At 63.7% G+C, this 13,635-nt stretch carries 16 protein-coding genes; all 16 read left to right on the top strand.

Going from position 1 to position 13,635, the window contains the following annotated elements; translation table 11 throughout:
* The first annotated feature begins 107 nt into the window (after positions 1-107).
* Positions 108-1,919: a DUF1217 domain-containing protein gene (locus tag ACYG9R_RS17410; RefSeq protein ID WP_023823323.1), complete on the top strand. Its 1,812-nt coding sequence runs from the start codon at positions 108-110 to the stop codon at positions 1,917-1,919.
* A gap of 7 nt (positions 1,920-1,926) precedes the next feature.
* Positions 1,927-2,652 carry a flagellar basal-body rod protein FlgF gene (gene flgF / locus ACYG9R_RS17405; RefSeq protein ID WP_023823322.1) on the top strand — a complete coding sequence of 242 codons (726 nt, stop codon included), beginning with the start codon at positions 1,927-1,929 and terminating at the stop codon, positions 2,650-2,652.
* 4 nt (positions 2,653-2,656) lie between these two features.
* On the top strand, positions 2,657-4,078 hold the full coding sequence (gene fliI / locus ACYG9R_RS17400) for a flagellar protein export ATPase FliI (protein WP_023823321.1): 1,422 nt from the start codon (positions 2,657-2,659) through the stop codon (positions 4,076-4,078).
* The gene (locus tag ACYG9R_RS17395; protein WP_023673646.1) at positions 4,065-4,931 is read left to right on the top strand and encodes a hypothetical protein; all 867 of its coding nucleotides are present in this window, start codon (positions 4,065-4,067) and stop codon (positions 4,929-4,931) included. Before fliI ends, ACYG9R_RS17395 begins: the two co-directional genes overlap by 14 nt.
* 85 nt (positions 4,932-5,016) lie before the next feature.
* Positions 5,017-5,397 (top strand): flagellar basal body rod protein FlgB, encoded by a 381-nt coding sequence (gene flgB / locus ACYG9R_RS17390; RefSeq protein WP_023683310.1) that lies wholly within the window; start codon positions 5,017-5,019, stop codon positions 5,395-5,397.
* Between the two features lie 2 nt (positions 5,398-5,399).
* Complete coding sequence (gene flgC / locus ACYG9R_RS17385; RefSeq protein ID WP_023686341.1) at positions 5,400-5,816, top strand: flagellar basal body rod protein FlgC; 417 nt, start codon at positions 5,400-5,402, stop codon at positions 5,814-5,816.
* Positions 5,816-6,151: a flagellar hook-basal body complex protein FliE gene (locus ACYG9R_RS17380; protein ID WP_023686342.1), complete on the top strand. Its 336-nt coding sequence runs from the start codon at positions 5,816-5,818 to the stop codon at positions 6,149-6,151. Before flgC ends, ACYG9R_RS17380 begins: the two co-directional genes overlap by 1 nt.
* 11 nt (positions 6,152-6,162) lie before the next feature.
* Positions 6,163-6,951 (top strand): flagellar basal-body rod protein FlgG, encoded by a 789-nt coding sequence (flgG, locus tag ACYG9R_RS17375; RefSeq protein WP_023673650.1) that lies wholly within the window; start codon positions 6,163-6,165, stop codon positions 6,949-6,951.
* A 6-nt stretch (positions 6,952-6,957) separates the two neighbouring features.
* Positions 6,958-7,485, top strand: a complete 528-nt coding sequence (gene flgA, locus ACYG9R_RS17370) for a flagellar basal body P-ring formation chaperone FlgA (protein WP_023807240.1) — start codon at positions 6,958-6,960, stop codon at positions 7,483-7,485.
* Complete coding sequence (locus tag ACYG9R_RS17365) at positions 7,482-8,723, top strand: flagellar basal body P-ring protein FlgI (protein WP_023673652.1); 1,242 nt, start codon at positions 7,482-7,484, stop codon at positions 8,721-8,723. Before flgA ends, ACYG9R_RS17365 begins: the two co-directional genes overlap by 4 nt.
* Before the next feature lie 3 nt (positions 8,724-8,726).
* Complete coding sequence (locus ACYG9R_RS17360) at positions 8,727-9,308, top strand: MotE family protein (protein ID WP_027049841.1); 582 nt, start codon at positions 8,727-8,729, stop codon at positions 9,306-9,308.
* Positions 9,305-10,009: a flagellar basal body L-ring protein FlgH gene (flgH, locus tag ACYG9R_RS17355; protein WP_023691727.1), complete on the top strand. Its 705-nt coding sequence runs from the start codon at positions 9,305-9,307 to the stop codon at positions 10,007-10,009. Before ACYG9R_RS17360 ends, flgH begins: the two co-directional genes overlap by 4 nt.
* Positions 10,010-10,026: 17 nt before the next feature.
* Positions 10,027-10,527 (top strand): flagellar basal body-associated FliL family protein, encoded by a 501-nt coding sequence (locus tag ACYG9R_RS17350; RefSeq protein WP_023673655.1) that lies wholly within the window; start codon positions 10,027-10,029, stop codon positions 10,525-10,527.
* On the top strand, positions 10,524-11,255 hold the full coding sequence (gene fliP / locus ACYG9R_RS17345; RefSeq protein WP_023710973.1) for a flagellar type III secretion system pore protein FliP: 732 nt from the start codon (positions 10,524-10,526) through the stop codon (positions 11,253-11,255). The genes ACYG9R_RS17350 and fliP overlap by 4 nt, the downstream gene beginning before the upstream one ends.
* 210 nt (positions 11,256-11,465) lie before the next feature.
* Complete coding sequence (locus ACYG9R_RS17340) at positions 11,466-12,350, top strand: flagellin N-terminal helical domain-containing protein (protein ID WP_023683303.1); 885 nt, start codon at positions 11,466-11,468, stop codon at positions 12,348-12,350.
* 281 nt (positions 12,351-12,631) lie between these two features.
* Complete coding sequence (locus ACYG9R_RS17335; protein WP_023683302.1) at positions 12,632-13,516, top strand: flagellin N-terminal helical domain-containing protein; 885 nt, start codon at positions 12,632-12,634, stop codon at positions 13,514-13,516.
* Positions 13,517-13,635 lie beyond the last annotated feature (119 nt).

Raw genomic sequence — 13,635 nt, 5'->3', positions numbered from 1 at the left:
GCCCCCGTGCCTTGTGTGAGGCTTGAATCAGGCAAGGTGAGGCGATTCAGCCTCGCGCAAGCAAGTCCGCATAGTCTTGCTTTTGAAGTTGCGACCGGAGGCATGTCGTGTTGAGCACTTTTACCAGCTACCAGCTCATCGCCAGGGACATCCCCAAGGCGATCGACCGCATCGAGGCGGAGCCGATCACCAAGCGCGACACCGACTACTATCTCGCCAACATCGGCAGCGTGAAATCGATCGACGATTTCGTAAAGAACGACCGGCTGTTCAAATATGCCATGAAAGCCTTCGGTCTCGGCGACATGGCTTACGCCAAGGCCTTCATGGTCAAAGCCCTGAAGGAAGGGGTGTCGGATTCCGACAGCTTCGCCAACAAACTGAGCGACAAGCGTTATGCCGAGTTCGTGTCGGCCTTCAATTTCGCCGCCCTGGGCCCTAATGCCACGAGCTACAATTCGGCACAGCAGGGCGTGACCAACAATTATGGTCTCCAGGTCTCGGTCGGCCCTTCGCAGAACGGCTTCACCTACTACAAGGGCGAAACCTCGTACTACCTGAGCAATATTTCCAACGTTAAATCGATCGACGACCTGATGGGCAACGATCGCCTGCTCAGCTATGCCATGGCCGCGTTCGGCCTGGACGCCGACGCCGAGCCGGCTGCGACCGTGCGGGCCATGCTGGAAGGCGGCGTCACCGACCCGAACAGCCCCGCAAACACGTCGACAAACAAGGGCTATGCGGCTTTCGTCGCGGCTTTCGACTTTGCCCAATATGGCGACCAGGCTACGGCGCGCGACGCCGTCCAGCAGGCGGTGCCGAAGGCTGTGATCGGCGGAACCGGACTGTTGCTCGTCAAGCCGACCGCGCAATACATCAAGGGCGAGGCCGACTACTACGCAGCCAACATCTCCAAGGTGAAGTCCATCGAAGACCTGCTGAAGGAAAAGCGCCTGCTGACCTTCGCCATGGCTGCCTATGGGCTTGATGCATCGACCCAGACGACGAAGCAGATCCGCACCATGGTCAATGGCGGCGTCACTGATCCGTTGAGTCCCGCCAACCTGTTGACCGACAAGAGCTACGCCAACTTCGTCAGCGCCTTTGATTTTGCCCAGTATGGCGATCAGACGACCACGCGCGACGCGGTGCTGAAGACCACGCCGAAGCTCTACACGACCGAGTCCAGTCTTGGCCTCATCAAGCCGAATGCGGACGCCGTCCAGGCCGAGACCAGCTACTACCTCGCCAACATCACCAAGGTGAAATCGGTCGACGACCTGATGGCCGACAGCCGCCTTTATAACTATGCTCTGTCCGCAAGCGGGCTCGATCCGGCGACCACCAACAAGGATCTCGTCCGTGATGTCCTTGAGGGCGGTGTCCGCGATCCCGCCAGTGTCGCCAACAAGCTCTCCAACAAGGCCTATGCCAGGCTCGCCACCTCGTTGAATTTCGAGGCCTACGGCGAAGCGGCAACGACCCGCAGCCCGTCGCAGCAGCCGGTGGTCGACAAATACATGCGCCAGACCCTGGAAGAAGACGCCGGCAAGACCAATGAGGGCGTGCGGTTGGCGCTCTATTTCGAGCGCAAGGCCTCGACCATCACCAACTGGTACGACGTGCTGGCCGACACGGCCCTGGCCAGCGTGGTACGCACCGCCATCGGCCTGCCCGATTCCTTCGCTGCCGCAGATATCGACAAGCAGGCGCAGGCCTTCGAGGCAAAGCTCGACCTCACCGATTTCACCGACCCGGCCAAGCTCGAGAAATTCCTCACCCGCTTCACCAGCCTTTGGGAAATCAATCATCCGACCTCGACCGCCCAGACATCGATCGGTGTGCTGTTTGCGCAGCCGACCACCGTCGGCATCTCGACCGATCTGATGATGGCCATGCAGAAACTGAGATTCTGAGAACACCATGCAGGACAGCCTTTACGTCGCCCTTTCCTCGCAGATCGCGCTTGAGCGCCGTCTCGACACCATCGCCGATAATGTCGCCAACGCCTCGACCATCGGCTTTCGCGCCACCGGCGTGAAGTTCGAGGATGTCGTCTCCGGCAGCGGCCCCAAATCGGTGTCCTTCGCCTCCTCCGGCAAGACCTATTTGTCCGGCGCGCATGGCGCGATGACGCAGACCGGCAACCCGTTCGACTTCGCCGTCCAGGGCGATGCCTGGTTCGGCATCGACACCCCGGCCGGCACCGTGATGACGCGCGACGGACGCTTTTCGATGAACGAGAACGGCGAGTTGATGTCGCTCGAAGGCCATCCGGTGCTCGACGCCGGCGGTGCGCCGATCCAGCTCGACCCGAGCGACGGCCCACCCAAGGCGGGCGCCGACGGCTCGCTGCGCCAGGGCGACAAGCTCGTCGGCGCCATCGGCCTGTTCAATTTCGATCCCGGCCCGAATTTCGTCCGCTACGGCAATTCTGGCATAGTGCCCGCGCGTGCGCCGGAGCCGGTCACCGACCGTTCCGATCTCGGCGTCGCGCAGGGCTATGTCGAGGAATCCAACGTCAATCCGGTGCTGGAGATGACGCGCCTGATCATGGTCCAGCGCGCCTTCGAGAACACGGCGGCGCTGATGCGCCAGACCGATGCCTCGACCGACGACGCCATCAAGACGCTCGGCTCCAAGTCGTAGCAGCATGTCGAGCAGCAAATCATCGATACGCGCGCTTGAACGGCAACCGGAGACAGCACCGGAAAACCGGCTGGCTGCGCTGGAGCGGATCTGGCGCCGCTTCGATGACACCGAGACGTTGCTGCGGCGCGGCGGCCGTGTTTCGGAGGTTTCGCCAACGCATTACAAGGTGCGCGGCCTGTCCGAAGTCGCAAGGCTTGGCGACCTCGTCGAGCAGCGCGGCAATGCCGGAACGCGCCGCGGGGAGATCGTCAGGATCGGCCGCGACGAAGTCGTCATCGCCCCTTTCGAACGCAGCGCCGACGCCGGCATCGGCGACGCCGTGTTTCGCCGCGGCCCGCTGACGGTAACGCCGCATGCTTCGTGGCGTGGGCGCGCCATCGACGCGCTGACCCGCGTCATCGACGGCGGCCCGCCGCTGATCAGGATCGGCGAGGCTGCGAGCGGCGACGGCACAACGCCCGGCGCCATGGCGCGGCAGCGCGTCGGCACCGCCTTCACGACCGGGGTCAAGGTCATCGACATCTTCACGCCGCTCTGCCTCGGCCAGCGCCTCGGCGTCTTTGCCGGTTCCGGCGTCGGCAAGTCGACGCTGCTCGCCATGCTGGCCGGCGCCGACGCCTTCGACACCGTGGTCGTGGCGCTGATCGGCGAGCGCGGCCGCGAGGTACGCGAATTCCTCGAAGACACGATCGGCGCAGAGAGCATGGCCAAGACGGTCGCCGTCGTCGCTACCAGCGACGAGAGCGCCATGATGCGCCGGCGCGCGCCGGATACCGCCATGCGCGTTGCCGAACATTTTCGCGACCAGGGCCATCGCGTGCTGCTGGTGCTGGATTCGATTACCCGCTTTGCCCATGCGCTGCGCGAGGTAGCGACCGGCACCGGCGAGCCGCCGGTCGCCCGCGGCTATCCCGCTTCGGTTTTCACCGACCTGCCCAAGCTGCTCGAACGCGCTGGCCCGGGCGCTGAAGGCCCCGGTATCAAAGGACAGGGATCAATCACTGCCATCATCTCGGTGCTGGTCGACGGCGACGACCACAACGACCCGGTCGCCGATTCGGTACGCGGCATTCTCGACGGCCATGTCGTGCTCGACCGCGCCATTGCCGAACAGGGCCGCTACCCCCCGGTCAATCCGCTGTCGTCGATCTCGCGCCTCGCCGACAAGGCATGGAGCCCCGAGCAACGCATGCTGGTGACCAGGCTGAAGTCGATGATCTCGCGCTTCGAGGACACGCGCGACATCCGCCTGCTCGGCGCCTATCAGGGCGGCGCCGATGCCGAGCTCGATATTGCCGTGCGCCAGGTGCCGCTGATCTACGAGGCGCTGACGCAGTCGCCCAGGGATCGCGCCTCGAGCGACGCATTCTTCGACCTCGCCCGTCATCTGAAAGGCAAGCAAAGTGTCGATGCAGGAGACTGAGCTTCAGTACACCGAGCGGCTTTTGCGCGAGATGATCGCAGAGGCCAGTGCCGCCGAGGAAGCCCGGGCCAACGAAGCGAGAGCTGTCAGGGCAAAGGCCGATCTCGACAAGGCCGCCAAGGCTGAGGCCATTCTGGCCAGGGCCGCCAGGCCATTCTTGCCCAGGGTAGCCAGCGTAGTCGAGTCCACTGTGCCTCGCTTGGCCGAGCCTGCCTTGCCCAGCGTCGTCAAGCCTGAATTGCCAAGGACCCCTCGCGCCGGCCCCAAAGAAGCGATCGAGACCAGTCGTGACTCGCTTCTCGACGGGCTGTTCCCGGTCACCGAATGGCCGCAGCCGCCAAGGCCGCAATATCCCAGGCTCGACAAGAAATCCGACCGCCGCAGCGATATCGTCTTTGCCGCGCTCGGCATCACGCTTGGCCTGATCTGCGCGCTGTTTCCCTGGTATATCTTCTTCAATCAGGACCAGTTCGGCGTGCAGGCGATCAAGTTCGGCGGCAGCGGCACCAATGCAGGGCGGGTCAGCGGCGGCTCGCAGATGGAGAACAGCGGTCAGCCGCTGACGGCAAACGATGTTCCCGATGTCGACCTGTTCGCCACCGGCACGCTGCAGGACCCCGAGGACAAGACCCAGCCTCCCGGCGTCGACGAGCAGCCCTTCCCGGCGGACGCCAAATTTCGCATGGTTCATGTCGCCAATGGCCGCGCCATGATCGAGGACGATGCCGGCCTGTGGATCGTCCAGCGCGGCTCGAAGCTGCCCGATACCAGCGTCGTCTCGTCGATCGAGCAACGGGGCGGCAAGTGGGTCATGGTCACCAGCACCGACCAGGTGATCGAACTCTCCAAATAGCGGCACACCGGATTTACCCCCGAGCCGCGCAAGGTCCGCGCAAGACTGGCAGCCTAGTCTTGTACGTACCAGCCCGGAGATCCCCATGGAGCCCGTCAATCTTTTCGATCTCGCCGCCAAGCAGTCGCAATGGCTGTCGGTGCGCCAGTCGGCCATTGCCGGCAACATCGCCAACGTCAACACGCCGGGCTACACCGCCGGCGATGTCGAGCCGTTTGAGAAGGTGCTCGACCGCACGGCAGTGTCGCTGACCGCCACCCAGGCAGGCCACCTCGGCACTGCCGCCACTAATGCCGGCTTCACGGTCAAGCCAGAAGAGACGACCGGCGCCATCATGCCCTCGAAGAACACGGTCGTGGTCGAGAACGAACTGATGAAGGCCGGCGAGGTCCGCCGCTCGTTTGAACTCAACACCGCGATCGTCAAGGCCTTCCATTCGATGATGATGATGGCGGTGAAGAGCTGACCATGGACGCCTTGACCTCAGCCCTCAAGATCGCCGCGTCCGGCCTCAGCGCCCAGTCGGACCGCTTGCGCGTCGTCTCGGAAAATCTCGCCAACGCGCAGTCGACCGGCAACACCCCGGGCGCTGACCCCTATCGCCGCAAGACCATCAGTTTCGTCTCGGAACTCGACCGTGCCTCCGGTGGCACGACAGTTGAGGTCAACTCCATCGACCGCGACCCCAGCGACTTTCCCGTCGAATTCCAGCCCGGCAACGAGGCCGCCGACGACAAGGGCTACGTCAAGATGCCCAATGTCAACGTGCTGGTCGAGATGGCCGACATGAGCGAGGCCAACCGCTCCTACGAAGCCAACCTTCAGGTCATCAAGCAGGCGCGTGATCTGATCTCCATGACCATCGACCTGATGAGGAACCAGTAATGATCAGCGGCATTGGCGGTATCGGATCGCTTCCCCTCAAGCCGGAGATCGGTGGCGCCGATACCACGACCGACCTGTTCCAGGGCACCAGGGCGCCGATGGCCGGCAGCGAAATCGGCGCCACCTTCGCCGAAGCGCTGAGCCAGGCTGCTTCAAAGACCGTCAACACCTTGCACAACGCCGAGCAGGTCTCGATCCAGGCGCTCAAGGGCGACGCCGATACCCGTCAGGTCGTCGACGCCGTCATGAGCGCCCAGCAGGCCCTGCAGACCACGATCGCCATCCGCGACAAGGTCGTCTCCGCCTATCTCGAAATCAGCCGTATGGGCATCTGAGGAGACTTGCCGTGAAAGCACTCGCCATCGCAGCGACCGGCATGAATGCCCAGCAGACAAATCTGGAAGTCATCGCCAACAACATCGCCAACATCAACACCACCGGCTACAAGCGCGCGCGCGCCGAATTCTCCGACCTGCTCTACCAGGTCGACCGCACGCAGGGCGTGCCCAACCGCTCCAATTCATCGCTTGTGCCGGAAGGCGTGTCGATCGGCCTCGGCGTCAAGACGACGGCGGTGCGCAACGTCCATACGCAGGGCGAACTGACCTCGACCGGCAACAGTTTCGACATGGCGCTGACGGGCCGCGGCTGGTTCCAGATCGAGGGCGGCGACGGCGGCACGCTCTACAGCCGCGCCGGCGCCTTCAACACCAACGCCACCGGCCAGCTGGTGACCGTCGACGGCGCCAATGTCATCCCGGCCATCACCGTGCCGACCGATGCCATCGAAGTTGTCGTCAACAAGACCGGCCAGGTCTTTGCCCGCATCGACGGCCAGACCGACCTCCAGCTGCTGGGCCAGCTGCAGCTCGCCAACTTTGCCAATGAAGCCGGCCTCGCGCCGCTCGGCGACAATCTGTTCCAGGAGACGCCGGCCTCCGGCCCGGCCAATGTCGGCGTGCCCGGCGATCCCGGCTTCGCCTCGGTCGAGCAGGGTTATCTCGAGGCCTCCAACGTCGATCCGGTCAAGGAAATCACCGAGCTGATCTCGGCGCAGCGCGCCTATGAGATGAACTCCAAGGTCATCCAGGCCGCCGACGACATGGCCTCGGTCGTGTCCAAGAACATCAGGTAAGGTTTGATGGTCTCTCCGGCCTCCCGCTCCGCGCTTTGCCGCACCGCGCTGATGCTCGCGCTGGTAGCCGGCGGTGTCCCGGCGTTTGCGCAGGAAGCGGCAAATCAGGAGACCACCACCCAGGTCGCAAGCAGTCAGGCAACCGGCGAGATCGTGCTGATCCCCAACCGGGTCATCTATCCCGGCGAGATGATCGACACCGGCGCGCTGAAACCGGTGACGCTGCTCCCCGGCAAGCACAGGCCAGATGCGGTCGCCACGCGGGCCATGGAACTCCAGGGCAAGGTCGCCAAGCGCACGCTGCTGCCCGGCCGCTATATCCCGGTCGCCGCCATCCGCGACGCCTGGCTGGTCGAACAGGGCGCCGACGTGCAGGTCTATTTCATCGCCGGCGACCTCACCATTTCGGCCACGGCGGTGTCGCTGCAGCCGGGTGCCGCCGGCGATTTGATAAAGGTCCGCAACACCGACAGCGGCAAGATCTTTTCCGGCACGGTGATGGCTGACGGCACCATCCGGGTCAGCGCGTCATGAGACGCGGAGCTGCCCTTCTGCTCGCGGCCGTTGTCGGCCTGCAGCCGGCGCTGGCCGACGGTCTTACGCCGAAGCAAAAGCGCGATCTTGCCGGCCAGAATGGCGGCGCCTTTGTCGATCCCGAATACGATCCGGCCACCACCAACCGCATGTTCAGGGTCTCCAACGGCCCAAGCTCTCTGCCACCCGGCCAGGTCGCATCGCGCATCAAGGACATTGCGCAGCTGCAGGCTTCGCGCGACAACCAGCTCGTCGGCTACGGCCTCGTCATCGGCCTCGCCGGATCGGGCGACAGCCTGCGCAATTCGCCCTTCACCGAACAGTCGATCCGCGCCATGCTCGAAAATCTCGGCATCGCCACCGAAGGCGGCAGCGCGCGGGCCAAGAACGTCGCCGCCGTCATCGTCACCGCCAACATGCCGCCTTACGTGCAGTCGGGCGCCCGCATCGACATCGACGTCTCCTCCATGGGCGACGCCACATCGCTTGCCGGCGGCACGCTGATAATGACGCCACTGAAGGCGGCCGATGGCGAGATCTATGCTGTCGGGCAAGGCTCGGTCATCGTTTCCGGCTTCACTGCCCAAGGCGATGCCGAAAAGCTGACGCAGGGCGTGCCGACGGCCGGCCGCGTGCCCAACGGCGCCATCGTCGAGCGCACTGTGCGCGCCGAATTCGAGGACCAGGCGCTGCTCACCTTGCAATTGCGCAACCCCGATTTCTCCACTGCCGTCCGCATCGCCGACGCCATCAACGGCTACACCTCGCAACGCTTCGGCATGCGCGTGGCGGCGGAGCGCGATGCACGCACCGTGCAGATCAGGCGGCCGAAGAATGTTTCGGCGGCGCGCTTCTACGCCGAGATCGAGAATTTGGTGGTCGAGACAGACACGCCGGCACGCGTCGTCATAGACGAACGCACCGGCACCATCGTCATCGGCAACGAGGTCAAGATCTCGCGGGTGGCGATCAGCCACGGCACGCTCACCGTGCGGATCACCGAGCAGCCGAAGATCGTCCAGCCCGAACCGTTCTCCAAGGGCGTGACAGCGGAGGAACCGTTCACCACCATCGACGCCACGCGGCCTGACGCCCGCGTCAATGTGCTCGACGGACCGAACCTCGAAACGCTGGTGTCGGGCCTCAACCGTCTCGGCGTCAAGCCGGACGGCATCATTGCCATTTTGCAAGGCATCAAGTCGGCCGGCGCTTTGCAGGCCGATCTGGTTCTCCAATAGGCCATGCCGATGATCGATTTCTTTTCCCAAAAGCAGCACCGCCGCAGCGCAGCCTTGGCAGCTTGCGTCATCGCCGCCACCGTCCTTGCCGGCGGCACTGTCCGCGCGGAAGAAGCGGTGCGGCAGGTTCTGCCTGGCGGGCAACAGCCGGCGGCAGTGCAGCAGCTGGTCCGCGAGAAGGTGCCCGATGAAAGCGAGATCCAGCGCTTCTGCTCCAACATCGCCGACGCCGCCCGCGACCGCCGTTACGCGCTGCAGGCCGAAGAGCTGAAGCAGCTGCAGGCCGGCATCGACCTGCGCATGAAGGCGCTGGACGACAAGCGCGCCGAATACGAGCAATGGCTGAAACGGCGTGAAGTCTTCCTGGCCCGCGCCGAGGATGGCGTCGTCAAGATCTATGCCGGCATGAAACCGGATGCCGCGGCCGAGCGCCTGGCCATGGTCAACGCCGATCTCGCCGCCGCCATCCTGATGAAACTCGATTCGCGCAAGGCCGGCGTCATTCTCAACGAGATGGACCAGAAGGCAGCGGCCACACTCACCGGCATCATGGCCAGCGCGGCCCGAAGGGTAGATCCGTCATGAAGTCGCATATTCTCGCCCTGGTCGCCACGGCTTCACTTGCCGGCTGCGCCTCCGACCCCAGGGAGATCGGCAGGGAGCCGGCGCTGTCGCCGGTCGGCACCGGCATTACCGGCAGCGTCAATGCGCCCTACTCCTATCCCGAAACGCCAGCCGCGCCGGTGAAGAAATTCTCGCTGTGGGACGACCGCCAGAGCCGGTTGTTCACCGACCCACGCGCGCTGCGCGACGGCGACATCCTCACCGTGAGGATCAAGCTCAACGACAAGGCCAACTTCAAGAACCAGAACGACCGCAGCCGCACCGCCGGGCGCAAGCTCGGCTATGACGTCAACCTCGGATGGGAAGGTGCCACCACCAGCGGCAAGGGCGACGCCGGCTTGAGTTCCACCACCGAAACCAATGCGGACGGCGAAATCAAGCGCTCGGAGAACCTCGAGCTCAACGTCGCCGCGGTCGTCACCGAAGTCCTGCCCAACGGCAATTTGATGATCCGCGGCTCGCAGGAAGTGCGCGTCAATTACGAGCTCAGGGTGCTGACCATCGCCGGCATGGTGCGTCCATCCGATATCGGCGCTGAAAACACCATCTCTTATGAACGCATCGCCGAGGCGCGCATCTCCTATGGCGGCCGCGGCCGCGTCAGCGAAATCCAGCAGCCCGCTTACGGTCAGCAGATCCTCGACCAAGTCCTCCCCTTTTAGGACTGGAGAACGGCGCCGTGGCAAATGTCGAACAGGTTCAGCAAAAAAAGGGCCCGTCGCTTGTCATCCAGCTTGCGATGCTGCTGGCGGTGACGGGCGCCGCGATCGGCATGGGCTGGATGTCCGGCGGCTATCTGAAGGGCGTCGGGGGACCGGTGCCTGTGCCCGCCGCACCGGAGAACCAGTCCAATGCCGAGCAACCGAGCAAGGCGGCCGAACATGCTCCCGGCACCGGGCCGACGCTTGTCCAGCTGGCGCCGATCACCACCAATCTGGCTTCGCCTGCTGACACCTGGATAAGGCTGGAAGCGTCGGTGGTCTACGATGCGCCGCAGCCGCCGGAACTTACCGAAAGCATTCACCAGGACCTGCTTGCCATGGTCCGCACCCTGAAGATGCATCAGATCGAAGGCGCCAGCGGCTACCAGCATTTGAAAGCCGACCTCGAGGAGCGCGCCGCAATCCGCAGCGGTGGCCATGCCAAACAGGTTCTGATCAGGACATTGCTGCTCGAATGAGAAAACTCGTCCTCGCCGCCGCGATCGTCGTCGCCGCCACCTCTGTCGCCGCCGCCCAGCAGCTCGATCTCGGCGGCATCGGCAAGGCCGACGGCGCCACCGTCGGCTATATCATCCAGATGTTCGGTCTGCTCACCGTGCTGTCGGTGGCGCCGGGCCTGTTGATCATGGTGACGAGCTTCACCCGCTTCGTCATCGCCTTCTCGATCCTGCGCGCCGGCATCGGCCTGCAGTCGACGCCGGCCAATCTGATCCTGATCTCGCTGTCGCTGTTCATGACCTTCTACGTCATGGCGCCGACCTTCGACCAGGCCTGGAACACCGGCGTCAAGCCGCTGATGGACAACCAGATCAGCCAGACCGAGGCGTTCGAAAAGATTTCGGACCCGTTCCGCACCTTCATGCTGCACAATGTCCGCGACAAGGACTTCGACCTGTTCGCCGATCTCGCCCGCGAACGCGGCCAGGTCGTTGCCAGGGACACCGTCGACCTGCGCATCCTGGTGCCGGCCTTCATGATCTCCGAAATCCGCCGCGGCTTCGAGATCGGCTTCCTGATCGTGCTGCCGTTCCTCGTCATCGACCTGATCGTCGCCACCATCACCATGGCCATGGGCATGATGATGCTGCCGCCGACCGTCGTTTCGCTGCCCTTCAAGATCCTGTTCTTCGTCCTCATCGACGGCTGGAACCTGCTTGTCGGCAGCCTGGTGCGCTCCTTCACCTGACCGTCCGCGCGCCGTTGGCGCCTTGCTAAAGTTTTATGCAATATATTTCCGGTTAACCGTCCCGTTTAGCCCTTTGGTAGGGACTTGCCCGCATATTGCTCGCAGATGGCGGGTGATCGGGTCTCACGATCATTGGCATGATGCCGCTCCGTCATACCGGAAAAGCCGGTATGTCAAAAACACCCTGTAAAAATCAAGGTACGAGTAGCCATGTCCAGTATCATGACGAACGCCTCGGCGCTGACCGCGCTGCAGAGCCTGAACAACACCAACAAATCCCTCGAGCAGACGCAGGCCCGCATCTCGACCGGCTACCGCGTTGCCACCGCTTCCGACAACGCCGCTTACTGGTCGATCGCGACCTCGATGAAGTCCGACAACAAGGCCAACTCGGCCGTGCAGGACGCCCTCGGCCTCGGCGCCGGCAAGGTTGACACCGCCTACACCGCCATCAACGACGTCAAGGACCAGGTCGACCTGATCAAGACCAAGCTGGTCACTGCCCGTAGCGCCTCGAAGGAAGACCAGCAGAAGATCGCGACCGAAATCAACGCCATCCAGGCGCAGATCAAGTCCTCGGTCGCCAACGCCAACTTCGCCGGCTCGAACCTGCTGCAGAACGACGCTGCCGCTGCGTCCGACCTGAAGATCGTTGCGGCTTACAACCGTACCGGCGCGACCGTCACCATCGACACCATCGACGTCAAGGCAGCCGATACGCAGGTTCTCGATGTCGCCGGCACGGGGGGCATCGTCGGCGGCCTGCTCGCCGCTGCCTTCTTCGACCCGAGCACCACGGCGGTTACCCCCGCCGCCATCGACACCGCGCTCGGCACTGTTGAAACCGCGCTTGCCAAGCTGTCCACCGGCGCTGCCTCGCTCGGCGCCGCCAAGTCGCGCATTGACACCCAGAAGAGCTTCCTGTCGAACCTGTCGGACTCGATCGACAAGGGCGTCGGCGCGCTGGTCGACGCCGACATGAACAAGGAATCGACGCGGCTGCAGGCCCTGCAGGTCCAGCAGCAGCTCGGCATCCAGGCGCTGTCGATCGCCAACGGCAACTCGCAGTCGATCCTGTCGCTCTTCCGCGGCTGATCTCTCGACATTACGACTGACACCATCCGTCGGGCCGCGCCAACAGCGCGGCCCGATTTCTTTTGCGGCTGTTGATTGTCTTGCTGAATGGCTGCCGATTTTTGCTCTTGGCCAGCGCCCTGAATGGCTTGGTTTAACAGGCCGTTAACCATATCCCGGTAGTCATGGTTAACCATTCCATGGCGGGCAGACCATACGGTCGATGGGCTTATGCCTACCCCCTTGATGAAGTTGATCCGGCGTGTTCGGGACACGCCAGTGTTTGAAAAGGGGTAAATATCTTGGCTAGCATCATGACGAACGCTTCGGCTCTGACCGCGCTGCAGAGCCTGAACAACACCAACAAGCAGCTTGAAACCACCCAGTCACGCATTTCGACCGGCTACCGCGTCGCCACCGCCAGCGACAACGCCGCCTACTGGTCGATCGCCACCACGATGAAGTCCGACAACAAGGCGCTTTCGGCCGTTCAGGACGCGCTTGGCCTCGGCGCCGGCAAGGTCGATACCGCCTACACCGCCATCACCGACATCAAGGACCAGGTCGACCTGATCAAGGCCAAGCTGGTCACTGCACGCAGCGCCAGCAAGGACGACCAGCAGAAGATCGCGACCGAAATCAAGGCCATCCAGGACCAGATCAAGTCGTCGGTCACCAACGCCTCCTATGCCGGCTCGAACCTGCTGCAGAACGACGCTGCTGCGACCTCCGACCTGAAGATCGTCGCGTCCTATAACCGCACCGGCACGACCGTCGCCATCGACACCATCGACGTCAAGGCGGCCGACACGCAGGTTCTCGATCTTCCTGGCACTGGCGGCATCGTCGGCGCTCTGCTGGCGACGACCTTCTTCGATCCCAGCACCACCCAGGTCCTCCCGGCGGCCATCGACACCGCACTCGGCGCCGTTGAAACGGCGCTTGCCAAGCTGTCCACGGGTGCCGCCTATCTCGGCGCCGCCAAGTCGCGCATCGACACCCAGAAGAGCTTCCTGTCGAACCTCTCGGACTCCATCGACAAGGGCGTCGGCGCGCTGGTCGACGCCGACATGAACAAGGAATCCACGCGGCTGCAGGCCCTCCAGGTCCAGCAGCAGCTCGGCATCCAGTCGCTGTCGATCGCCAACGGCAACTCGCAGTCGATCCTGGCGCTGTTCAAGCAGTAAGCCTGACCCGGCTTTCTCTTCCTTGAATAGGCCGCGCCAACAGCGCGGCCCTTTCCTGTATGGGTGTGTTTTGACGCATGTCGTTGACCCGGAACCGCTGCACACTTCCGGGCGACATG

The organism is Mesorhizobium sp. RSR565B (genome assembly GCF_054719465.1).
This window is presented reverse-complemented; position numbering and strand designations above follow the sequence as displayed.